General features: G+C 50.4%; 21 protein-coding genes and 1 pseudogene. 13 read left to right on the top strand and 9 right to left on the bottom strand.

The window, feature by feature from the left end; genetic code table 11:
- Positions 1–68: 68 nt before the first annotated feature.
- Positions 69–167: a helix-turn-helix domain-containing protein gene (locus ABZJ92_RS14530; RefSeq protein WP_071829130.1), complete on the bottom strand. Its 99-nt coding sequence runs from the start codon at positions 165–167 to the stop codon at positions 69–71.
- A 169-nt stretch (positions 168–336) separates the two neighbouring features.
- Here ABZJ92_RS14530 and ABZJ92_RS14525 point away from each other — a divergent pair, with 169 nt between their 5' ends.
- The 3 genes and pseudogenes from ABZJ92_RS14525 to yeaX all read left to right on the top strand — a co-directional run bounded on the left by ABZJ92_RS14525 (position 337) and on the right by yeaX (position 2,925).
- The gene (locus ABZJ92_RS14525; protein WP_000145453.1) at positions 337–945 is read left to right on the top strand and encodes a helix-turn-helix domain-containing protein; all 609 of its coding nucleotides are present in this window, start codon (positions 337–339) and stop codon (positions 943–945) included.
- 329 nt (positions 946–1,274) lie between these two features.
- Positions 1,275–1,904 (top strand): annotated as a pseudogene (yeaW, locus tag ABZJ92_RS14520) (carnitine monooxygenase, oxygenase subunit YeaW); the annotation flags it as partial.
- Positions 1,905–1,959: 55 nt separating this feature from the next.
- The gene (gene yeaX, locus ABZJ92_RS14515; protein ID WP_001287023.1) at positions 1,960–2,925 is read left to right on the top strand and encodes a carnitine monooxygenase reductase subunit YeaX; all 966 of its coding nucleotides are present in this window, start codon (positions 1,960–1,962) and stop codon (positions 2,923–2,925) included.
- Between the two features lie 53 nt (positions 2,926–2,978).
- Here yeaX and rnd read toward each other — a convergent pair whose 3' ends face one another.
- The 5 genes from rnd to ABZJ92_RS14490 all read right to left on the bottom strand — a co-directional run bounded on the left by rnd (position 2,979) and on the right by ABZJ92_RS14490 (position 9,351).
- Entirely contained in the window at positions 2,979–4,094 is a 1,116-nt protein-coding gene (rnd, locus tag ABZJ92_RS14510) for a ribonuclease D (RefSeq protein ID WP_005049885.1), read from the bottom strand.
- An 81-nt stretch (positions 4,095–4,175) separates the two neighbouring features.
- Positions 4,176–5,861: a long-chain-fatty-acid--CoA ligase FadD gene (fadD, locus tag ABZJ92_RS14505; protein WP_005049882.1), complete on the bottom strand. Its 1,686-nt coding sequence runs from the start codon at positions 5,859–5,861 to the stop codon at positions 4,176–4,178.
- A gap of 205 nt (positions 5,862–6,066) precedes the next feature.
- Positions 6,067–6,648, bottom strand: coding sequence for a Slp family lipoprotein YeaY (yeaY, locus tag ABZJ92_RS14500; protein ID WP_000290582.1), 582 nt, complete (start codon positions 6,646–6,648; stop codon positions 6,067–6,069).
- Positions 6,649–6,687: 39 nt separating this feature from the next.
- Positions 6,688–7,383, bottom strand: coding sequence for a tRNA (adenosine(37)-N6)-threonylcarbamoyltransferase complex dimerization subunit type 1 TsaB (gene tsaB / locus ABZJ92_RS14495; RefSeq protein WP_001220997.1), 696 nt, complete (start codon positions 7,381–7,383; stop codon positions 6,688–6,690).
- Positions 7,384–7,440: 57 nt separating this feature from the next.
- On the bottom strand, positions 7,441–9,351 hold the full coding sequence (locus ABZJ92_RS14490; protein WP_000128851.1) for an ATP-dependent DNA helicase: 1,911 nt from the start codon (positions 9,349–9,351) through the stop codon (positions 7,441–7,443).
- A 131-nt stretch (positions 9,352–9,482) separates the two neighbouring features.
- On the opposite strand from ABZJ92_RS14490, the gene ABZJ92_RS14485 reads away from it, so the two are divergent.
- On the top strand, positions 9,483–9,827 hold the full coding sequence (locus tag ABZJ92_RS14485; RefSeq protein WP_001295493.1) for a RidA family protein: 345 nt from the start codon (positions 9,483–9,485) through the stop codon (positions 9,825–9,827).
- A 421-nt stretch (positions 9,828–10,248) separates the two neighbouring features.
- On the top strand, positions 10,249–10,548 hold the full coding sequence (locus ABZJ92_RS14480; RefSeq protein WP_001111995.1) for a DUF1889 family protein: 300 nt from the start codon (positions 10,249–10,251) through the stop codon (positions 10,546–10,548).
- Positions 10,549–10,667: 119 nt separating this feature from the next.
- On the opposite strand, the gene ABZJ92_RS14475 is transcribed toward ABZJ92_RS14480, so the two are convergent.
- A complete protein-coding gene (locus ABZJ92_RS14475) occupies positions 10,668–10,847 on the bottom strand; it encodes a YoaH family protein (RefSeq protein WP_000457325.1) in 180 nt (59 codons plus the stop codon).
- A gap of 73 nt (positions 10,848–10,920) precedes the next feature.
- Here ABZJ92_RS14475 and pabB point away from each other — a divergent pair, with 73 nt between their 5' ends.
- The 4 genes from pabB to ABZJ92_RS14455 all read left to right on the top strand — a co-directional run bounded on the left by pabB (position 10,921) and on the right by ABZJ92_RS14455 (position 16,141).
- The gene (gene pabB, locus ABZJ92_RS14470; protein ID WP_000855039.1) at positions 10,921–12,282 is read left to right on the top strand and encodes an aminodeoxychorismate synthase component 1; all 1,362 of its coding nucleotides are present in this window, start codon (positions 10,921–10,923) and stop codon (positions 12,280–12,282) included.
- A 3-nt stretch (positions 12,283–12,285) separates the two neighbouring features.
- Positions 12,286–12,864, top strand: a complete 579-nt coding sequence (locus tag ABZJ92_RS14465) for a CoA pyrophosphatase (protein WP_000456710.1) — start codon at positions 12,286–12,288, stop codon at positions 12,862–12,864.
- Between the two features lie 183 nt (positions 12,865–13,047).
- Entirely contained in the window at positions 13,048–14,412 is a 1,365-nt protein-coding gene (gene sdaA / locus ABZJ92_RS14460) for an L-serine ammonia-lyase (RefSeq protein ID WP_000624314.1), read from the top strand.
- 130 nt (positions 14,413–14,542) lie between these two features.
- The gene (locus ABZJ92_RS14455) at positions 14,543–16,141 is read left to right on the top strand and encodes an EAL domain-containing protein (RefSeq protein ID WP_005049862.1); all 1,599 of its coding nucleotides are present in this window, start codon (positions 14,543–14,545) and stop codon (positions 16,139–16,141) included.
- A gap of 3 nt (positions 16,142–16,144) precedes the next feature.
- Here ABZJ92_RS14455 and yoaE read toward each other — a convergent pair whose 3' ends face one another.
- Positions 16,145–17,695 carry a CNNM family cation transport protein YoaE gene (yoaE, locus tag ABZJ92_RS14450; protein WP_000394974.1) on the bottom strand — a complete coding sequence of 517 codons (1,551 nt, stop codon included), beginning with the start codon at positions 17,693–17,695 and terminating at the stop codon, positions 16,145–16,147.
- Positions 17,683–17,841, bottom strand: a complete 159-nt coding sequence (locus ABZJ92_RS14445) for a protein YoaL (protein ID WP_001327808.1) — start codon at positions 17,839–17,841, stop codon at positions 17,683–17,685. The genes yoaE and ABZJ92_RS14445 overlap by 13 nt, the downstream gene beginning before the upstream one ends.
- Positions 17,842–18,157: 316 nt before the next feature.
- Here ABZJ92_RS14445 and manX point away from each other — a divergent pair, with 316 nt between their 5' ends.
- The 4 genes from manX (at position 18,158) to ABZJ92_RS14425 (ending at position 21,387) form a co-directional block, all read left to right on the top strand.
- Complete coding sequence (gene manX, locus ABZJ92_RS14440) at positions 18,158–19,129, top strand: PTS mannose transporter subunit IIAB (RefSeq protein WP_000150543.1); 972 nt, start codon at positions 18,158–18,160, stop codon at positions 19,127–19,129.
- Positions 19,130–19,191: 62 nt separating this feature from the next.
- A complete protein-coding gene (gene manY, locus ABZJ92_RS14435; RefSeq protein WP_000406926.1) occupies positions 19,192–19,992 on the top strand; it encodes a PTS mannose transporter subunit IIC in 801 nt (266 codons plus the stop codon).
- Positions 19,993–20,004: 12 nt separating this feature from the next.
- On the top strand, positions 20,005–20,856 hold the full coding sequence (manZ, locus tag ABZJ92_RS14430; RefSeq protein ID WP_001331209.1) for a PTS mannose transporter subunit IID: 852 nt from the start codon (positions 20,005–20,007) through the stop codon (positions 20,854–20,856).
- 54 nt (positions 20,857–20,910) lie between these two features.
- Positions 20,911–21,387, top strand: a complete 477-nt coding sequence (locus tag ABZJ92_RS14425) for a DUF986 family protein (RefSeq protein ID WP_000156246.1) — start codon at positions 20,911–20,913, stop codon at positions 21,385–21,387.
- The last annotated feature ends 45 nt before the right edge of the window (positions 21,388–21,432 follow it).

The following is a 21,432-nucleotide window of genomic DNA, read 5'->3' as shown; positions in this document are numbered from 1 at the left end:
TTTTCTGCTCATTATTAGCTCCTTCTGATGCCATTCTATTTCAGGAAGGAGTGTCCGTTAAACTCAGGCTACCTCACCTCTCTGGATAATTGAGATAGTGTCTTCCCCTTCATACGAACAGCAGCCTTTATCTGCTCTGCGTGCCAGTCTTGGTTTTTTGCTGACATTCTGCGATCCTTACTCTCTTAACGTTTTCGGTAACTGATACCGGCTACCGCTATCGGGAAAAACGATAGCGCAGAAAAATGCTCAATTCAAAAGCTATGCGCATTTTTATTTTAACCAGTGCAAATCAAAGAATTCTGTAAAATTCTTTATATAACAGAGAGATTGGGCATGACAGGTGAAAAAGAAAGCAAAAATGCAGAGCGCATTTTTATGCCCCCGGAAATAATGCGTTTCAAGGAACGCCTTGAAGAGGCAATGAATGGAGAATCAAGCCGGGCGTTTGCAGCTAAGTGCGGACTTTCTGATGGGGTTATCAGAAACTACCTGTCTGGCAAGACATACCCGTCTTTAGATCGATTAGCACAAATAGCCTACGCAACAGGGCGTCCAATAGAGTGGTTTATCCAAAGTCAGAGCATGCCAATGGTTGAGCATAAAAATAATCAAGAGAATAAAAATTCTCAACCTGACCGCAGCACATTGAAAACTAAACTGATCGCAATTGTCGAATTGTTAGAGGACAAGGAACTGCATTCTGCGATTGAGTTGTTCAGAAAGAAAGGATTTGAAGCTCTTATGCCTGAGATTTTTTCTTCCGATGATTCCATCCAGGCTGATTTGCAAGGTATTTCGCAGCAAACCTTACAAACAGCCAAAATGCTTGAATCATTACCAACAGATACTCGTAAAAAGATTTTGTCAAAGTATGGTATTTATGAACAGGAAGGTCTTGTAGCTCCTTCACAAGAACCACAAGATGTAAAAAAAGCCGTATAACAACCATGAACCAGCTAAAACATACTTCACCTCACATAATCACACATGTAACATACCTAAACGGCATGAGCTGATTTGTGATATGAGTCATTTGGTTACAGCCTGGTTGTTATCGGTTTTGAACGTTTTTTGAAGCTGTTATTGAAATGATTTGCAGTGTTTTTGTTTTTCGTATTTTCAATGAAACAAAAGCAATTTTTTACTATCTTTCGCGTTTCATTGATTAACGACTAAAATTTGCGCTACAGGCTTGCAAGCCCCACCAAATCTAATCCCATCAGAACCCGAATAATCCAATGTCCTCCCGGTTTTTTTTCGTACTTCAAGTGAATCAATACACCGGTCTGGGCGCGAAAGTGCTGGAAGCCTGCCCGGAAGTCCACAATCTGAAACTAGCGGCCCGCTTTACCACCCGCACGCCTGCCAACTGGAAGAACATTGTCGATAACTATCTCGAGTGCTATCACTGTGGTCCGGCGCATCTAGGTTTCTCCGACTCCGTACAGGTTGATCGTTACTGGCACACCATGCACGGTAACTGGACGCTGCAATACGGTTTCGCCAAACCGTCCGAACAGTCGTTTAAATTTGAAGAGGGTACGGATGCGGCATTCCACGGTTTCTGGCTGTGGCCGTGCACGATGCTGAACGTCACCCCGATCAAAGGGATGATGACGGTCATTTATGAATTCCCGGTGGATTCTGAAACTACCCTGCAAAACTACGATATTTACTTCACCAATGAAGAGTTAACCGACGAGCAAAAATCGCTGATTGAGTGGTATCGCGATGTGTTCCATCCGGAAGATTTACGTCTGGTTGAAAGCGTACAGAAAGGGCTGAAATCGCGTGGCTATCGTGGTCAGGGGCGCATCATGGCCGACAGTAGCGGTAGTGGCATTTCCGAACATGGTATCGCCCATTTCCATAATCTGCTGGCGCAGGTGTTTAAGGACTAATGACATCGGCGGCGGTATTTTCCGCCGCTGGGCTGATTTTTGATGGAGTACAGCAATGTCAGACTATCAAATGTTTGAAGTACAGGTGAGCCAGGTTGAACCCCTTACCGAACAGGTGAAACGCTTCACGCTGGTGGCAACCGATGGCAAACCGCTGCCTGCGTTCACCGGAGGAAGTCACATCCTAGTGCAGATGAGCGATGGTGATAACCAGTACAGCAATGCGTATTCACTACTGAGTTCACCGCATAACACCTCTAGTTATCAGATTGCCGTTCGACTGGAAGAAAACTCGCGCGGCGGTTCCCGCTTTTTGCATCAGCAGGTAAAAGTGGGCGATCGGTTAACGATCTCAACGCCTAATAACCTGTTTGCGCTAATTCCCTCAGCCAGAAAGCATCTGTTTATCGTGGGCGGTATTGGTATCACCCCTTTCCTGTCGCACATGGCAGAGTTGCAACACAGCGACATCGACTGGCAGCTACATTACTGCTCGCGAAATCCAGAAAGTTGCGCATTTCGTGCTGAGCTAGTCCAGCATCCGCAGGCTGAGAAAGTCCATTTGCATCATTCATCAACCGGAACACGACTGGAATTAGCGCGATTATTGGCGGATATCGAACCTGGCACACACGTTTATACCTGTGGCCCCGAGGCGCTAATTGAAGCGGTAAGAAGTGAAGCTGCGCGTCTGGACATCGCCGCCGATACACTGCACTTTGAGCAATTTGCTATCGAAGACAAAACCGGCGATGCATTTACCCTGGTGCTTGCCCGTTCCGGAAAAGAGTTTGTGGTGCCGGAAGAGATGACTATTTTGCAGGTTATTGAAAATAATAAAGCCGCGAAAGTGGAATGTTTATGTCGTGAAGGGGTATGCGGAACCTGCGAAACGGCAATACTGGAAGGTGAAGCTGACCATCGGGATCAGTATTTTAGCGATGAAGAGCGTGCCAGCCAGCAAAGTATGTTGATCTGTTGTTCGCGTGCGAAGGGTAAACGCCTGGTGTTGGATTTGTAGTTTGCCAAAGCCGGATGTGGCGCTGAGCGCGCCCAGTCCGGCTTCGGAAGATTTTACTGCGGATATTCCTGCAATAAATTGTGTAATGCTTCCGCCATCAGCTCACCACGCCAGCCGGAAATCAGCTCCGGCAAATTGTTCTGCGGTTTCAGTTTCCAGTGCCAGTTCAGCAGTTGGTTGATTTGCCGACGCGATGCCAGCAATTCGGCGCTGATCTTATGCGTTTCGCTCACGTCAGTAATCAGCGACTTAATCGCTTTAAACGCTTTACGATAACCAGGCATGTCCATCAGGTTAAGCATCGGCTGCGGTAAGGCATCTTCCGGCAATGTCTGCGCTTTTTCCACCAGCGCCAGCAGCGTTTTACCGTGAAAGCGGATTTCGCTACCGGATAAACCCAGGCTGTCCAGTTCGCCTAAACTTCCCGGCATATAACGCGCGACCGACCACAAATGCTCTTCACGCACGACAAAGTTCACCGCCAGATCACGCTCTCGCGCCTTGCGCAGTCGCCAGTCGGCTAACAGTTGCAGACAGGCCAGTTGGCGTGTGCGTAACTGCCAGGCATTGGTGATATCACGCCAGGCATCTTCCGGCGCAACGACTTCCTGACGACGCATTTGCATCAGGCGGCATTCATCCAGCGCCGCAGGTAGCCAGCCGGAGGCCTCCGTTTCTACCATAAGCTTGGCGGTGATCGGTAACAGATACCAGACATCCGCCGCTGCGTATTCACACTGACGTTCGGTCAGCGGTCTGGCCAGCCAGTCGGTGCGCGATTCACTCTTGTCCAGCGTAACGCCGGAATACTCTTCCACCATGGAAGCGAAACCCCATGACATCGGGCGTCCGCAGAAGGCAGCAAGGATTTGCGTGTCAATCAAGGGTTGTGGTAATTCGCCAAAGACATTGAGGAACACTTCCAGATCTTCACTGCCTGCATGGAGAAATTTTGTGATGGACGGATCGCGCAGGATCGCTTTCAGCGGTGACCAGTCGGTGATCCCGAGAGGATCAATTAGCGCCAGATGCTCGCCATCGAAAAGTTGAATCAACCCCAGCTGCGGGTAATAAGTGCGCGTACGAACAAATTCAGTATCCAGGGCTATCGCCGGAAAGACACGGACGGCTTCACACAAAGAAGCCAGCGCATCGTCCGTGGTAATCATTTGGTAATTCAAATTGTTTTCTCTTTAGTGGGCGTCAAAAAAAACGCCGGATTAACCGGCGTCTGACGACTGACTTAACGCTCAGGCTTTATTGTCCACTTTGCCGCGCGCTTCGTCACGTAATTCTCGTCGCAAAATTTTTCCGACGTTAGATTTCGGTAACTCATCACGAAACTCCACCAGCTTCGGTACTTTGTATCCCGTGAGCTGACGGCGGCAAAAAGTCACCAGTGACTCTTCGGTAAGCGATGGATCTTTTTTCACTACGAAGATTTTCACCGCTTCACCACTGGAGCCGGAAGGTACGCCAACAGCCGCGACTTCCTGTACGCCAGGATGCTGCATGACGACATCTTCAATCTCGTTGGGATAAACGTTAAAACCGGAAACCAAAATCATGTCTTTTTTACGATCGACAATGCGCAGGAATCCTTCTTCATCCATCACCGCGATGTCGCCGGTGTGTAACCAGCCATTTTTGATGATCTCATCTGTAGCATCCGGACGCTGCCAGTAACCCAGCATCACCTGCGGTCCTTTGACACAAAGCTCACCCGGTTGACCCGGTGGTACTTCGTTGTCGTCGTCATCCACCAGTTTGGCTTCCGTCGATGGCACCGGCAAACCGATGCTACCGCTATGATAATCAATATCATACGGGTTAACGCTCACCAGCGGCGCGCACTCGGTCAGGCCATAACCTTCCAGCAGATACTGTCCGGTCAGTTTCACCCAGCGTTCTGCCACCACTTGCTGAACAGGCATCCCACCGCCTGCGGAAAGATGCAGACTGGAGAAATCCAGCTGCTGGAACTCTTTATTGTTCAGCAACGCATTGAACAAGGTGTTAACGCCAGTGATAGCGGTAAACGGATATTTCGCTAACTCTTTTACCAACCCTGGAATATCACGCGGGTTAGTGATAAGCAGGTTCTGCCCACCCAGTTCGATAAACAGCAGGCAGTTAATGGTCAGGGCAAAAATGTGATACAGCGGCAGTGCCGTTACTACCAGTTCTTTACCTGGATGCAGCAACGGCCCATAGGTGGCGTTGACCTGTTCCAGGTTCGCCAGCATATTGCGGTGAGTCAGCATCGCGCCTTTCGCCACACCTGTGGTGCCGCCGGTGTATTGCAGGAAGGCTAAATCTTCCGGCACCAGTTCGGGTTTGACGTACTGCATCCGGTAGCCGTTATGCAGTGCGCTACGAAATGAAATGGCATCTGGCAGATGGTATTTCGGCACCAAGCGCTTGATGTATTTAACAACGAAATTGACTACCGTGCCTTTTGCCGTAGATAGCTGATCGCCCATACGGGTCAGAATTACGTGCTGAACGGCGGTTTTATCAACCACTTTTTCCAGAGTGTGGGCAAAGTTAGACACGATAACAATCGCCGATGCGCCGCTATCGTTAAGCTGATGCTCAAGCTCACGCGGGGTATACAACGGGTTAACGTTTACGACGATTATCCCGGCACGCAAAATGCCAAATAGCGCCACCGGATATTGCAATAAGTTAGGCATCATCAACGCAACGCGATCGCCTTTCTTCAGCCCCAACCCTTGTTGCAAATAAGCGGCAAACGCGCGACTGCGTTCTTCCAGCTTGCGGAAGGTCATCACCTCCCCCATATTCACAAACGCAGGCTGATCGGCGTAGCGCGCGACCGACTGCTCAAACATATCTACCAGAGATTGATAACGGTCAGGGTTGATCTCCGTCGGAACGTCCGCGGGATAACGGTTAAGCCAAACCTTCTTCAATTCTTCACCTCTAAAATGCGTGTTCGTCGTCATCGCAACCCCAAATGATATACACGCCGTTAACATAATATTAACTCATCATACCAGCTTGATAATTACCCAACGAAAAGGTTGCGAAGCGCGTCACTATTTATTTTTATCTTTACCGTAAGAATGCAGAAACAGCGGACCAGCCGCTGTTTCTGCATTCTTTAAAAACAAGCAATTATTCGGTTACAACTGTTTGTACTCTCGCGGGGCCGGGATTATACCAGCCCCATCCGCCGTAGCCATAGGGCCAGCCACGACCGCCATAAAACCATGGATCAATCGGCTGAGGCGGCATAATCACCTGCTGGGTTAAATGCCAACGTTTGTAACCCGTTACTTGCATCACCATAAATTTATAGGGCGTATTGCCGATTTTGCCGTCAACCGCACCGGTGATTGGCCCGACTACCGTAACCAGTTGTCCACGGAAATCCACCGGGTCCAGAAAACCGTTCACATCGGCATAAATGCGACCGCGAGAAGGTTCTCCCAGCGTCGGCCTAGCTCCGCTGTCCAGCGGTACGGTAGCAATTTCCAGGCGGGTTTTCCCTTGCTGGTTTTGTACCGCAACCACTTTGCCACCAAAGCGTGCCTCCTGACCAACGTACAGCTGCGGCGCACTCATCACCCGAACTAAATCTTGTTGCGGCGTGGTACTGCTGCCTTTAATGGCGTCCGGCACAGTGACACAACCGCTCAGCATTAGCGCAAACGTACCTGCCAGTATGCCTTTGATAACATTCTTTTGAACCGCCATGATGCGACTCCTTTTTTTCTCAGGGCATACTCTTAAGATTCATTCTTTGCCCGGAAGTTTCTTCCATGCGACGTTGTTACGCAAATAAACCGGCTCGGCATGTTCCACCGCCACCGTTTTACCCTCGGCAAACATCTGACAAGCAATCGGCAGCATATCTTCTGCAGCGGGGAGTAACACTTCGCCATCGCGCAAAACCAGCCCGCTCTCTTTACCGAGATCCGGCCAGGCTTGCCAGCCCGTCCCTACCGTCACCCATTCGCCGGAAAGCTGTTGCATTCGTTCATGAACGAGTTCGGGTTTGAGTACGGCTTCGGTTTCTTCACCGTGCCAGATACCGTTTTCATCACGCTGATATTCGGCCCAGTAAACTTCGCCCATTCGCGCATCAATGGCTGACAGCACGCGTGTTGCGCCGTTTTTGCGCCACGCCCCTTGCGCCATCGTCATTAGCGTGGAGACGCCAATCATCGGTAATTCCGCGCCAAGCGCCAGCCCTTGCGCGATGCCAATACCAATGCGCACGCCGGTAAAGCTACCGGGGCCGCGCCCGTAAGCCAGAGCGTTAATATCAGTCAGGGAAGTTCCGCTGGTGGTCAGGATATCCTGCACCATCGGTAAGATTCGTTGAGTATGTTCACGAGGGCAAAGCTCAAAATGAGCGTTGACAGTACCGTCGTTCCACAGGGCGACAGAGCAGGCCTCTGTCGCGGTATCGATAGCCAGAATTCGCATGGGTCTTCGTGCTTAGATCAATAAAAAGGCGCGCATCATACCATACTCCGTAACAAATTACCTGGAGGATGGTATCGCAAGGAAACGAACCGCACGGGCAATGTCACGGGTGCGTGGCGCGGGCGGCAGACTGGCGAGAAACGTCGCGCCGTAAGGACGCATCACCAGCCGATAGTCACAAATCACCAGCACGCCACGATCGTCGGCGTCGCGAATCAGTCGACCTACCCCCTGTTTGAGAGTAATGACGGCATCTGGTAGTTGCACTTCATCGAACGGGTCGCCACCGCGCAAACGACAATCTTCCATGCGCGCTTTTAACAGTGGATCATCCGGCGAGGTAAACGGCAATTTGTCGATAATTACCAATGACAATGTATCGCCACGCACGTCCACCCCTTCCCAGAAACTACTGGTTGCCACAAGAAGCGCATTACCGGCACTGACAAACTGCTGCAACAGTTGGCCTTTACTGGTTTCCCCCTGCAACAAAACGGGAAGCGTCATGGTAGCGCGGAACTGCTCGGCCAGATCGCGCATCATGGCGTGCGAGGTACAAAGCATAAAACAACGACCGTTGTTAGCTTCGATGATCGGTCGCAGCATTGCCGCTAACTGGCGAGCAGAACCTGGCTGGTTGGTTTGCGGCAGATTGCGCGGCACACAGAGTAACGCCTGGCGGCTGTAATCAAACGGGCTTGGCAATAGCAACGACTCCGCCTGTTCTATCCCAAGCCGCGAGGTGAAATGATGCAGATCGTCGTTCACCGACAGCGTTGCTGAGGTGAAGATCCAGCTACCGGGCTTTTGCGCCATTAACTCTTTGAATTTATCCGCCACGCTGAGCGGCGTGAGAGCCAGAGTAAAATGGCGCGAAGTGCATTCGTACCAGTAGCTGTAGCCCGGCTGATTGATCTCTTTTAGCCGCTTCAGCCGTGTGCGATACAACGTGGCGCGCTCAAATGCCGCATCCAGCAAGGCGGAACGCCCCAGTGACAGTTTCGCCACATCATAACAAAGTTCCAAGGTGTCATCGAGCAGTAAAAATGCCCGCTGAATTTGCGGATTAGCTAACAGCTCACGCAGGTTACCGCGATAACCTGGCTCACCGAGTTGCAGACGAAAATCCTGCGCACTCTGGGCAAGACGATCAGCGCACTTTTGTAACTGCTGGGTGTCTTTTAATTCGGTGCGGTAGGCGATGGTGATGTCTTTTGCCAGGTCGAGCAGTTGTCGACTGGAGAGTGACTGACCAAAATACTGGCTGGCAATGTCCGGTAGCTGGTGGGCTTCGTCGAAGATCATGACGTCCGCTTCAGGGATCAACTCGCCAAATCCACTCTCTTTAACCACCATATCCGCCAGAAAGAGATGATGGTTTACCACCACCACATCGGCGTCCATCGCTTTTTTACGTGCTTTGACCACAAAGCAATCTTTATACATCGGGCAGTCGCTGCCAAGACAGTTGTCGTTGGTGCTGGTGACCAGCGGCCACGCCTGTGAATCTTCCGCCACGCTGACGCAGGTGCTGATATCACCATCGACTGTTTGATTAGACCAGGAGCGCAGCAGGATCACATCGCTTAAGATTTGTACCGGCAGATCGCCCCCCGCCAGCGCCTGCTGTTCGAGACGTTCGAGGCAGAGGTAGTTTGAGCGCCCTTTCAGCAGCGCCACGTTGCCCGTATATTTCAATGCCTTTGAGACTGTTGGCAAATCGCGGCTGTAGAGCTGATCCTGCAACGCTTTTGAGCCGGTCGAGATAATGACTTTCTTTTTCGCCCGCAGCGCAGGAGCCAGGTAAGCGTAGGTTTTGCCCGTACCGGTTCCTGCTTCCACCACCAGCGGCTGGCCTTTTTCTATCGCCTGGGTGACGGCTACCGCCATCTGTCGCTGTGGTTCTCGCGGCTTAAAGCCTGGTATCGCTTTCGCCAGCTGACCGTCTGGTGCAAAATCGTCCGTCACACTACCCCCTGTTGATTTGAACAGGGATTATGTCAGGATGAGGGCGCTTTCGCCAGTTGAAGTGGTGACGGCAACCTCACATTGTGGCAGTCTTTGCAGCACGAAAATGGAAGTATAATGAGGACAAAATGATGACTATCGTTCGTATCGATGCTGAAGCCCGCTGGTCTGATGTAGTAATCCACAACAACACGCTCTACTACACTGGTGTACCGGAAAACCTCGACGCCGATGCCTTTGAGCAAACCGCCAACACGCTGGCACAGATTGACGCCGTGCTGGAAAAACAGGGCAGCAATAAATCGAGCATTCTGGATGCCACCATTTTCCTGGCCGATAAAAACGACTTCGCGGCGATGAATAAAGCGTGGGATGCCTGGGTTGTCGCGGGTCATGCGCCGGTGCGCTGCACGGTACAAGCGGGTTTGATGAACCCGAAGTATAAAGTTGAAATTAAGATTGTGGCTGCGGTGTAAGCTTTATCGAAGCAAAATAAGTCAGACGATAATTTATCGATAATACTGGTCGGTTTTACATAAATCGACCAGAGAATAAGATATTACTGTTGATGCTTCTGCTAATTCATTATTTATATTTATAATTTCAATTTTATCTATAAAACTAACTATATAAATAAACATAACCATGCCGTTGTGTTCGCCCTTTGATTAGCAACTCTGGTTTTCTTTCTTAGCTGAACAATCTGGTTATAGCGTGCGGGCTGACCGTTAATTTTCTCCATCTTACTGGATAACACACCATGAGCTGCTACCTTTAAAACACCTGAATGTCAACAGGTTAACTCGTGCCATATCGTTATAATCCCTTTGATATTAGATGCAAATTAAGGTCATATATAGCCTTATCGATAACATGGTTAATTTTAAGGATAAGAATATGCCTGCTGTAATAGATAAAGCCCTGGATTTCATTGGTGCCATGGATGTATCAGCGCCAACACCAAGTTCGATGAATGAAAGCACGGCGAAGGGAATCTTTAAATATTTAAAAGAACTGGGAGTACCCGCGAGTGCCGCTGATATTACGGCGCGAGCTGACCAGGAAGGCTGGAACCCTGGGTTCACGGAAAAAATGGTTGGATGGGCAAAAAAAATGGAGACAGGTGAACGCTCTGTGATTAAAAATCCTGAATACTTTTCAACATATATGCAGGAAGAACTAAAAGCACTGGTCTGAGTTAAATTTATATCAGCATAAATGGGTCAGGACGCTTTTAATCACATATAAAAAGCGTCCTTTTTCTCACAATCAAATGATCATCGGCTTCTATAACGAAATCGATACGGATTAGTGTGTTACTCGTCTTCATCCTCAAAACGCGCCACGATTAGCTCGCCGGAGTGGTTGGCACGCAGCTCTTCTGCCACCAGCGCGATTGCCTGGCCGCTACTCATCCCTTGTGCCATCAGTTCCTGGATCCGCTCGACAGCTTTTTGCTGCTGTTCATGGATGAGTGAAGGTAAACCTGCAAACATTGTTAACTCCTGCTAAATTGTTGGCGCTAATTATTTCATGCTACCCGGCACATAGCCAGTAGAGTCAGGACTGATGAAGACGTTATCTCCCACTGTGATTACTTTACCCTGGCGTCAGGACGCCGCTGAATTTTATTTCTCCCGCTTAAGCCACCTGCCGTGGGCGATGCTTTTACACTCCGGCTATGCCGATCATCCGTATAGCCGCTTTGATATTGTGGTCGCCGATCCGATTTGCACTTTAACCACTTTAGGTAAAGAAACCGTTGTTAGTGAAAGCGAAAAACGCACAACGACCACTGATGACCCGCTACAGGTGCTCCAGCAGGTGCTGGATCGCGCAGACATTCGCCCAACGCATAACGAAGATTTGCCATTTCAGGGCGGCGCACTGGGGTTGTTTGGCTACGATCTGGGCCGCCGTTTTGAGTCACTGCCAGAAATTGCGGAACAAGATATCGTTCTGCCGGATATGGCAGTGGGTATCTACGATTGGGCGCTCATTGTCGACCACCAGCGTCATACAGTTTCTTTGCTGAGTCATAATGATGTCAATGCCCGTCGGGCCTGGCTGGAAAGCCAGCAATTCTCGCCGCAGGAAGATTTCACGCTCACTTCCGACTGGCAATCCAATATGACCCACGAGCAGTACGGCGAAAAATTTCGCCAGGTACAGGAATATCTGCACAGCGGTGATTGCTATCAGGTGAATCTCGCCCAGCGTTTTCATGCGACCTATTCTGGCGATGAATGGCAGGCATTCCTTCAGCTTAATCAGGCCAACCGCGCGCCATTTAGCGCTTTTTTACGTCTTGAACAGGGTGCAATTTTAAGCCTTTCGCCAGAGCGGTTTATTCTTTGTGATAATAGTGAAATCCAGACTCGCCCGATTAAAGGCACGCTACCACGCCTGCCCGATCCTCAGGAAGATAGCAAACAAGCAGAAAAACTGGCGAACTCAGCGAAAGATCGTGCCGAAAATCTGATGATTGTCGATTTAATGCGTAATGATATCGGTCGTGTTGCCGTAGCCGGTTCGGTAAAAGTACCAGAGCTCTTCGTGGTGGAACCCTTCCCTGCCGTGCATCATCTGGTCAGCACTATAACGGCGCGACTACCAGAACAGTTACACGCCAGCGATCTGCTGCGCGCAGCTTTTCCTGGTGGCTCAATAACCGGGGCTCCGAAAGTACGGGCTATGGAAATTATCGACGAACTGGAACCGCAGCGACGTAATGCCTGGTGCGGCAGCATTGGCTATTTGAGCTTTTGCGGCAACATGGATACCAGCATTACTATCCGCACGCTGACTGCCATTAACGGACAAATATACTGCTCTGCGGGCGGTGGAATTGTCGCCGATAGCCAGGAAGAAGCGGAATATCAGGAAACTTTTGATAAAGTTAATAAGATATTACGCCAACTGGAGAAGTAAGACGTGGAATACCGTAGCCTGACGCTTGATGATTTTTTATCTCGCTTTCAACTTTTGCGCCCGCAAATTAACCGGGAACCCCTAAATCATCGTCAGGCTGCCGTGTTAATCCCCATCGTCCGTCGACCGCAACCGGGGTTGTTGCTGACTCAGCGTTCAATTCATCTGCGTAAACACGCTGGACAAGTGGCATTCCCTGGAGGTGCAGTCGATGACACGGACGCATCAGTTATCGCCGCCGCGCTGCGCGAAGCTGAAGAAGAGGTCGCTATACCGCCTTCCGCCGTTGAAGTTATCGGCGTGCTGCCGCCCGTCGATAGCGTAACTGGCTATCAAGTAACCCCAGTGGTCGGCATTATCCCGCCCGATCTGCCGTATCGCGCCAGTGAAGATGAAGTCTCGGCGGTGTTTGAAATGCCGCTCGCCCAGGCATTACATCTGGGTCGTTATCACCCTTTAGATATCTACCGCCGTGGCGATTCACATCGGGTATGGCTGTCCTGGTACGAACAGTATTTTGTATGGGGAATGACCGCAGGCATAATTCGTGAGCTGGCGCTGCAAATTGGTGTGACCCCCTGACTATACTTATCTTTACATCTACAAAACACTACTTGAGACAATCATCGCAATATTAGTTAAATCGCGGTTTTTGATTAGTTTAATTCATGTGAATAGTTAAGCCAGTCGCCGCGTTCCCTCTTACACTATGCGCTGTTATTAGTTCGTTACTGGAAGTCCAGTCACCTTGTCAGGAGTATTATCGTGATTAGTCTATTCGACATGTTTAAGGTGGGGATTGGTCCCTCATCTTCCCATACCGTAGGGCCTATGAAGGCGGGTAAACAGTTCGTCGATGATCTGGTCGAAAAAGGCTTACTGGATAGCGTTACTCGCGTTGCCGTGGACGTTTATGGTTCACTGTCGCTGACGGGTAAAGGCCACCACACCGATATCGCCATTATTATGGGTCTTGCAGGTAACGAACCTGCCACCGTGGATATCGACAGTATTCCCGGTTTTATTCGCGACGTAAAAGAGCGCGAACGTCTGCTGCTGGCACAGGGACGGCATGAAGTGGATTTCCCGCGCGACAACGGGATGCGTTTTCATAACGGCAACCTGCCGCTGCATGAAAACGGTATGCAAATCCACGCCTATAACGGCGATGAAGTCGTCTACAGCAAAACTTATTATTCCATCGGCGGCGGTTTTATCGTCGATGAAGAACACTTTGGTCAGGATGCTGCCAACGAAGTGAGCGTGCCGTATCCGTTCAAATCTGCCACCGAACTGCTCGCGTACTGTAATGAAACCGGCTATTCGCTGTCTGGTCTCGCTATGCAGAACGAACTGGCGCTGCACAGCAAGAAAGAGATCGACGAGTATTTCGCGCATGTCTGGCAAACCATGCAGGCATGTATCGATCGCGGGATGAACACCGAAGGTGTACTGCCAGGCCCGCTGCGCGTGCCACGTCGTGCGTCTGCCCTGCGCCGGATGTTAGTTTCCAGCGATAAACTGTCTAACGATCCGATGAATGTCATTGACTGGGTAAACATGTTTGCGCTGGCAGTTAACGAAGAAAACGCCGCCGGTGGTCGTGTGGTAACTGCGCCAACCAACGGTGCCTGCGGTATCGTTCCGGCAGTGCTGGCTTACTATGACCACTTTATTGAATCGGTCAGCCCAGACATCTATACCCGTTACTTTATGGCAGCGGGCGCGATTGGTGCATTGTATAAAATGAACGCCTCTATTTCCGGTGCGGAAGTTGGTTGCCAGGGCGAAGTGGGTGTTGCCTGTTCAATGGCTGCTGCGGGTCTTGCAGAACTGCTGGGCGGTAGCCCGGAACAGGTTTGCGTGGCGGCGGAAATTGGCATGGAACACAACCTTGGTTTAACCTGCGACCCGGTTGCAGGGCAGGTTCAGGTGCCGTGCATTGAGCGTAATGCCATTGCCTCTGTGAAGGCGATTAACGCCGCACGGATGGCTCTGCGCCGCACCAGTGCACCGCGCGTCTCGCTGGATAAGGTCATCGAAACGATGTACGAAACCGGTAAGGACATGAACGCCAAATACCGCGAAACCTCACGCGGTGGTCTGGCAATCAAAGTCCAGTGTGACTAATACTTCTTACTCGCCCATCTGCAACGGATGGGCGAATTTATACCCGCTTTCTCGTCTGCTGTAATATTCCCCACTACACTTCCACTGTTGCGTCAGGCGTTTGTCGCCATACGCTTACAGGGTGGCCCGCATGCAAAAAGCACAACGGATCATTAAAACCTATCGCCGTAATCGAATGATTGTTTGTACGATTTGCGCACTCGTTACGCTCGCTTCGACCCTGAGCGTGCGATTTATTTCACAGCGTAACTTAAATCAACAACGGGTAGTACAATTCGCCAATCACGCTGTAGAGGAATTAGATAAAGTACTGCTTCCCCTACAGGCAGGTAGCAAAGTCTTGCTTCCGCTGATTGGTCTGCCCTGCTCTGTCGCCCATTTGCCATTACGTAAACAGGCGGCAAAACTCCAAACTGTGCGATCCATTGGCCTGGTGCAAGACGGCACACTTTATTGCTCCAGCATTTTTGGTTATCGCAATGTGCCCGTCGTGGACATTCTGGCTGAACTTCCTGCACCGCAACCACTTTTACGCCTGACGATCGACCGTGCCCTGATTAAAGGCAGTCCGGTTTTGATTCAATGGACGCCTGCAGCGGGCAGTAGCAATGCTGGGGTCATAGAGATGATTAACATCGACTTACTGACGGCAATGCTCCTTGAGCCACAACTGCCGCAAATCAGTAGCGCCAGCCTGACGGTGGACAAACGGCATTTGCTCTATGGTAATGGGCTGGTAGATTCCCTTCCGCAACCTGAAGACAATGAAAACTATCAGGTTTCTTCGCAAAGCTTTCCTTTTACCATTAACGTAAATGGTCCGGGGGCTACGGCGCTGGCATGGCACTATCTTCCAACACAATTACCGCTGGCGGTGCTGCTAAGTTTACTGGTGGGCTATATCGCCTGGCTGGCGACCGCTTACCGGATGAGCTTTTCCCGCGAAATTAATCTGGGCCTGGCGCAACATGAGTTCGAATTGTTCTGTCAGCCTTTGCTTAATGCGCGCAGCCAGCAATGTATTGGTGTAGAGATTTTGCTGCGCTGGAATAATCCGCGTCAGGGCTGGATTTCACCGGATGTGTTTATTCCTATCGCGGAAGAACATCATTTAATTGTGCCACTGACCCACTATGTGATGGCAGAAACCATTCGTCAGCACCATGTTTTCCCGATGAGTAGTCAGTTTCATGTTGGCATTAACGTCGCACCCAGCCATTTTCGCCGTGGTGTGCTGATAAAAGATCTCAATCAGTACTGGTTTAGCGCTCACCCGATTCAGCAACTGATCCTCGAAATCACCGAACGCGATGCCTTACTGGATGTTGATTATCGGATTGCCCGCGAGCTGCATCGTAAAAACGTCAAACTGGCGATTGATGACTTCGGCACCGGCAACAGCTCGTTTTCCTGGCTTGAAACATTACGTCCTGACGTGCTGAAAATTGATAAGTCATTTACCGCAGCTATAGGTTCTGACGCGGTTAACTCGACGGTGACCGATATCATCATCGCGCTGGGGCAAAGACTGAATATTGAACTGGTGGCGGAGGGCGTGGAAACGCAAGAACAGGCGAAGTATTTGCGCCGTCATGGCGTGCATATTTTGCAAGGGTATTTGTACGCACAGCCGATGCCGCTACGTGATTTTCCCAAATGGCTGGCGGGCAGCCAACCGCCGCCCGCCCGGCATAATGGACATATCACGCCCATTATGTCGTTACGTTAACGCTTACTCATCTTCATCGTGCGCCGGTTGCTCTTTAACAATGCGAACCAGATCAACACGATAATCATTGGCTTCAAAGATGGTGATATGCAGTGGCCCTACATCAATCACATCGCCCACACGGGGAATGTGACCATTTGCCGAGATCACGAGGCCCGCGACCGTCGCGATATCATCGTCATCGGCAAGGTGCTCAACATCAAGCGCCTGCTGCAAGGCATGCAAATCTGTACCGCCTTTTACCAGCCAGCCGTTACCATCGGTAATGATTTCCGGCGTTTCGTCAGCGTCCGGGAATTCACCCGCAATGGCTTCCAGCACATCCAGCGGCGTGACCAAGCCTTGTACCACACCAAACTCGTTGGTCACGATAACAAAGCTCCCGCGAGCGCGACGCAGCACGCCCAGCAGGTTGATCGGATCGAGGGTTTCCGGGACGATAATCGCCGGAGACGCCGAAGCAATCGCCGCCACATCAACGCCCTCTTCCAGCGCCACCAGCAGTTCTTTAGCACGTACGATACCGATGATTTCATCCAGTTCACCGCGACATACCGGGAACAGACTGTGCGGTGAAGAGAGCAGTTGCTCGCGGATTTCATCGACCCCGAGATTAGCGTCAACCCAGCTTATTTCACCGCGCGGCGTCATGATCCCGCGCAGAGAACGCGACGCCAGCGTCAGTACGCCGTTAATCATGTACCGTTCTTCTTCGGCAAATGCACCTTCCGGGATCGGCATCGGGTTATCGGCATCGTGCTGAACATTGGCCTGACGTTTCCCGCCCATCAAACGCAGGATGGCATCGGCAGTACGCGCTCGCAGCGGCAAAGTCGACTGGTGACGAATAAAGTTGCGACGCGCAATCTGGTTAAACACTTCGATAATGATCGAGAAGCCAATCGCGGCATACAGGTAACCTTTCGGAATGTGGAAACCGAAACCTTCTGCCACCAGACTCAGACCAATCATTAACAGGAAGCTCAGACAGAGCACCACCACCGTGGGGTGCTGGTTAACGAATCGCGTCAGCGGTTTCGATGCCAGCAACATAACCGCCATCGCAATCACTACCGCCGCCATCATCACCGGCAGATGGTTAACCATCCCTACTGCAGTAATTACCGCATCCAACGAGAAGACGGCGTCAAGGATGACAATCTGTGTGACGACCACCCAGAAACTGGCGTAGCCTTTACCGTGGCCGGAATCATGATCGCGGTTTTCCAGCCGTTCATGCAGTTCGGTTGTTGCTTTGAACAGCAAGAATATCCCCCCGAACAACATAATCAGATCGCGTCCGGAGAAGGAGAAATCCATGACGGTAAATAGCGGTTTGGTCAGCGTGACCATCCATGAAATCAGCGACAGCAGCCCCAGACGCATAATCAGCGCCAGTGATAACCCCAGCAAACGCGCTTTATCGCGTTGTTTTGGCGGCAGTTTGTCAGCAAGAATGGCGATGAAGACCAGGTTATCGATACCCAGCACAATTTCGAGAACAACAAGCGTGAGTAGCCCCGCCCAAATTGAGGGGTCCATTAAGAATTCCATGACAAGCTCCTGCTTAAGGAATAGCTATTCGACGCCAGAAATAATGCAGGCGTAACGACAAAATGCAAACGAAAGGTGCGGCATAGAGTGCCAGAAAGGCAGGCGTTAAAAGGCCTGATGCTGAAATGACGTCGGTGACGATCCATACTGCGGGCTACTGCCCTATACTCCATGGTTGTTAAACGGGAGTTAAACATATCAGAGACGCCTCTGATTTGGCAAAGATTTACCTTCCTTTGCAAACGAATGTGACAAGGATATTTTACCTTTCGAAATTTCTGATAATCGAAAGTTAAATTACGGATCTTCATCACATAAAATAATTTTTTCGATATCTAAAATAAATCGCGAAACGCAGGGGTTTTTGGTTGTAGCCCTTATCTGAATCGATTCGATTGTGGACGACGATTCAAAAATACATCTGGCACGTTGAGGTGTTAACGATAATAAAGGAGGTAGCAAGTGACCATTGCTATTGTTATAGGCACACATGGTTGGGCTGCAGAGCAGTTGCTTAAAACGGCAGAAATGCTGTTAGGCGAGCAGGAAAACGTCGGCTGGATCGATTTCGTTCCAGGTGAAAATGCCGAAACGCTGATTGAAAAATACAACGCTCAGTTGGCAAAACTCGACACCACTAAAGGCGTGCTGTTTCTCGTTGATACATGGGGAGGCAGCCCGTTCAATGCTGCCAGCCGCATTGTCGTCGACAAAGAGCATTATGAAGTCATTGCAGGCGTTAACATTCCAATGCTCGTGGAAACGTTAATGGCCCGTGATGATGACCCGAGCTTTGATGAACTGGTTGCGCTGGCAGTAGAAACAGGCCGTGAAGGCGTGAAAGCACTGAAAGCCAAACCGGTTGAAAAAGCCGCGCCAGCACCCGCTGCCGCAGCACCAAAAGCGGCTCCAACTCCGGCAAAACCAATGGGGCCAAACGACTACATGGTTATTGGCCTTGCGCGTATCGACGACCGTCTGATTCACGGTCAGGTCGCCACCCGCTGGACCAAAGAAACCAATGTCTCCCGTATTATTGTTGTTAGTGATGAAGTGGCTGCGGATACCGTTCGTAAGACACTGCTCACCCAGGTTGCACCTCCGGGCGTAACAGCACACGTAGTTGATGTTGCCAAAATGATTCGCGTCTACAACAACCCGAAATATGCTGGCGAACGCGTAATGCTGTTATTTACCAACCCAACAGATGTAGAGCGTCTCGTTGAAGGCGGCGTGAAAATCACCTCTGTTAACGTCGGTGGTATGGCATTCCGTCAGGGTAAAACCCAGGTGAATAACGCGGTTTCGGTTGATGAAAAAGATATCGAGGCGTTCAAAAAACTGAATGCACGCGGTATTGAGCTGGAAGTCCGTAAGGTTTCCACCGATCCGAAACTGAAAATGATGGATCTGATCAGCAAAATCGATAAGTAACGTATTGTGTTGATTATCATTCAGTTTTCACACTTAAGTCTTACGTAAACAGGAGAAGTACAATGGAGATTACCACTCTTCAAATTGTGCTGGTATTTATCGTAGCCTGTATCGCAGGTATGGGATCAATCCTCGATGAATTTCAGTTTCACCGTCCGCTAATCGCGTGTACCCTGGTGGGTATCGTTCTTGGGGATATGAAAACCGGTATTATTATCGGTGGTACGCTGGAAATGATCGCGCTGGGCTGGATGAACATCGGTGCTGCAGTTGCGCCTGACGCCGCTCTGGCTTCTATCATTTCTACCATTCTGGTTATCGCAGGTCATCAGAGCATTGGTGCAGGTATCGCACTGGCAATCCCTCTGGCCGCTGCGGGCCAGGTACTGACCATCATCGTTCGTACTATTACCGTTGCTTTCCAGCACGCTGCGGATAAGGCTGCTGATAACGGCAACCTGACAGCGATTTCCTGGATCCACGTTTCTTCTCTGTTCCTGCAAGCAATGCGTGTGGCTATTCCGGCCGTCATCGTTGCGCTGTCTGTTGGTACCAGCGAAGTACAGAACATGCTGAATGCGATTCCGGAAGTGGTGACCAATGGTCTGAATATCGCCGGGGGCATGATCGTGGTGGTTGGTTATGCGATGGTTATCAACATGATGCGTGCTGGCTACCTGATGCCGTTCTTCTACCTCGGCTTCGTAACCGCAGCATTCACCAACTTTAACCTGGTTGCTCTGGGTGTGATTGGTACTGTTATGGCAGTGCTCTACATCCAACTTAGCCCGAAATACAACCGCGTAGCCGGTGCGCCTGCTCAGGCAGCTGGTAACAACGATCTCGATAACGAACTGGACTAACAGGTGAGCGAAATGGTTGATACAACTCAAACTACCACCGAGAAAAAACTCACTCAAAGTGATATTCGTGGCGTATTCCTGCGTTCTAACCTCTTCCAGGGTTCATGGAACTTCGAACGTATGCAGGCACTGGGTTTCTGCTTCTCTATGGTACCGGCAATTCGTCGCCTCTACCCTGAGAACAACGAAGCTCGTAAACAAGCTATTCGCCGTCACCTGGAGTTCTTTAACACCCAGCCGTTCGTGGCTGCACCGATTCTCGGCGTAACCCTGGCGCTGGAAGAACAGCGTGCTAATGGCGCAGAGATCGATGACGGTGCTATCAACGGTATCAAAGTCGGTTTGATGGGGCCGCTGGCTGGTGTAGGCGACCCGATCTTCTGGGGAACCGTACGTCCGGTATTTGCAGCACTGGGTGCCGGTATCGCGATGAGCGGCAGCCTGTTAGGTCCGCTGCTGTTCTTCATCCTGTTTAACCTGGTGCGTCTGGCAACCCGTTACTACGGCGTAGCGTATGGTTACTCCAAAGGTATCGATATCGTTAAAGATATGGGTGGTGGCTTCCTGCAAAAACTGACGGAAGGGGCGTCTATCCTCGGCCTGTTTGTCATGGGGGCATTGGTTAACAAGTGGACACATGTCAACATCCCGCTGGTGGTTTCGACCATCACCGGGCAGGATGGACAGACCCGTGTCACCACCGTGCAAACTATTCTTGACCAGTTAATGCCAGGCCTTGTACCACTGCTGCTGACATTTGCTTGTATGTGGCTGCTGCGCAAAAAAGTTAACCCGCTGTGGATCATCGTTGGCTTCTTCGTCATCGGTATCGCTGGTTACGCTTGCGGCCTGCTGGGACTGTAAGACTGTCGTACACTACCGGGGCCTTTTGGCCCCGTTTTTTTATCTGGAGGATTAATGACAATCACGGACCTGGTACTGATTCTTTTCATCGCCGCACTCCTGGCCTTCGCGATCTACGATCAGTTCATCATGCCCCGCCGTAACGGCCCCACCCTGCTGGCAATTCCTTTGCTCCGGCGTGGTCGCATCGATAGCGTTATCTTCGTCGGATTGATTGTCATTCTTATCTATAACAACGTCACGAATCATGGCGCGCTAATAACAACATGGTTATTAAGTGCACTGGCTCTGATGGGTTTTTATATATTCTGGATCCGCATTCCGAAGATCATCTTTAAACAAAAAGGTTTTTTCTTCGCCAATGTCTGGATTGAATATAGCCGAATCAAAGCGATGAACTTGTCGGAAGATGGCGTGTTGGTGATGCAATTAGAACAGCGTCGGCTGTTAATCCGCGTTCGAAATATCGACGATCTGGAAAAAATTTATAAGCTTCTCGTATCAGGTAATGCTGCCAACTTACTGATTTAGTGTATGATGGTGATTTTAAGGTGCTTGCGTGGCTTCCATTTCCAT

The organism is Shigella sp. FJ200513 (genome assembly GCF_040495915.1).
Taxonomy (GTDB): Bacteria; Pseudomonadota; Gammaproteobacteria; order Enterobacterales; family Enterobacteriaceae; genus ECMA0423.
Note: the sequence above shows the minus strand (reverse complement) of the source record. Positions and strands in the feature narration are given on the sequence as shown.

Bases quoted from the DNA above. Each gene is read 5' to 3' on its own strand.
- ABZJ92_RS14525 (WP_000145453.1), top strand. From the start codon at position 337: ATGACAGGTGAAAAAGAAAGCAAAAATGCAGAGCGCATTTTTATGCCC.
- ABZJ92_RS14425 (WP_000156246.1), top strand. From the start codon at position 20,911: ATGACAATCACGGACCTGGTACTGATTCTTTTCATCGCCGCACTCCTG.
- ABZJ92_RS14445 (WP_001327808.1), bottom strand. From the start codon at position 17,841: ATGGATCGTCACCGACGTCATTTCAGCATCAGGCCTTTTAACGCCTGC.
- rnd (WP_005049885.1), bottom strand. From the start codon at position 4,094: ATGATTACCACGGACGATGCGCTGGCTTCTTTGTGTGAAGCCGTCCGT.
- ABZJ92_RS14480 (WP_001111995.1), top strand. From the start codon at position 10,249: ATGCCTGCTGTAATAGATAAAGCCCTGGATTTCATTGGTGCCATGGAT.
- yoaE (WP_000394974.1), bottom strand. From the start codon at position 17,695: ATGGAATTCTTAATGGACCCCTCAATTTGGGCGGGGCTACTCACGCTT.
- manY (WP_000406926.1), top strand. From the start codon at position 19,192: ATGGAGATTACCACTCTTCAAATTGTGCTGGTATTTATCGTAGCCTGT.
- ABZJ92_RS14475 (WP_000457325.1), bottom strand. From the start codon at position 10,847: ATGTTTGCAGGTTTACCTTCACTCATCCATGAACAGCAGCAAAAAGCT.
- tsaB (WP_001220997.1), bottom strand. From the start codon at position 7,383: ATGCGAATTCTGGCTATCGATACCGCGACAGAGGCCTGCTCTGTCGCC.
- yeaX (WP_001287023.1), top strand. From the start codon at position 1,960: ATGTCAGACTATCAAATGTTTGAAGTACAGGTGAGCCAGGTTGAACCC.
- ABZJ92_RS14530 (WP_071829130.1), bottom strand. From the start codon at position 167: ATGTCAGCAAAAAACCAAGACTGGCACGCAGAGCAGATAAAGGCTGCT.
- manZ (WP_001331209.1), top strand. From the start codon at position 20,005: ATGGTTGATACAACTCAAACTACCACCGAGAAAAAACTCACTCAAAGT.
- yeaY (WP_000290582.1), bottom strand. From the start codon at position 6,648: ATGGCGGTTCAAAAGAATGTTATCAAAGGCATACTGGCAGGTACGTTT.
- ABZJ92_RS14485 (WP_001295493.1), top strand. From the start codon at position 9,483: ATGACTATCGTTCGTATCGATGCTGAAGCCCGCTGGTCTGATGTAGTA.
- pabB (WP_000855039.1), top strand. From the start codon at position 10,921: ATGAAGACGTTATCTCCCACTGTGATTACTTTACCCTGGCGTCAGGAC.
- ABZJ92_RS14455 (WP_005049862.1), top strand. From the start codon at position 14,543: ATGCAAAAAGCACAACGGATCATTAAAACCTATCGCCGTAATCGAATG.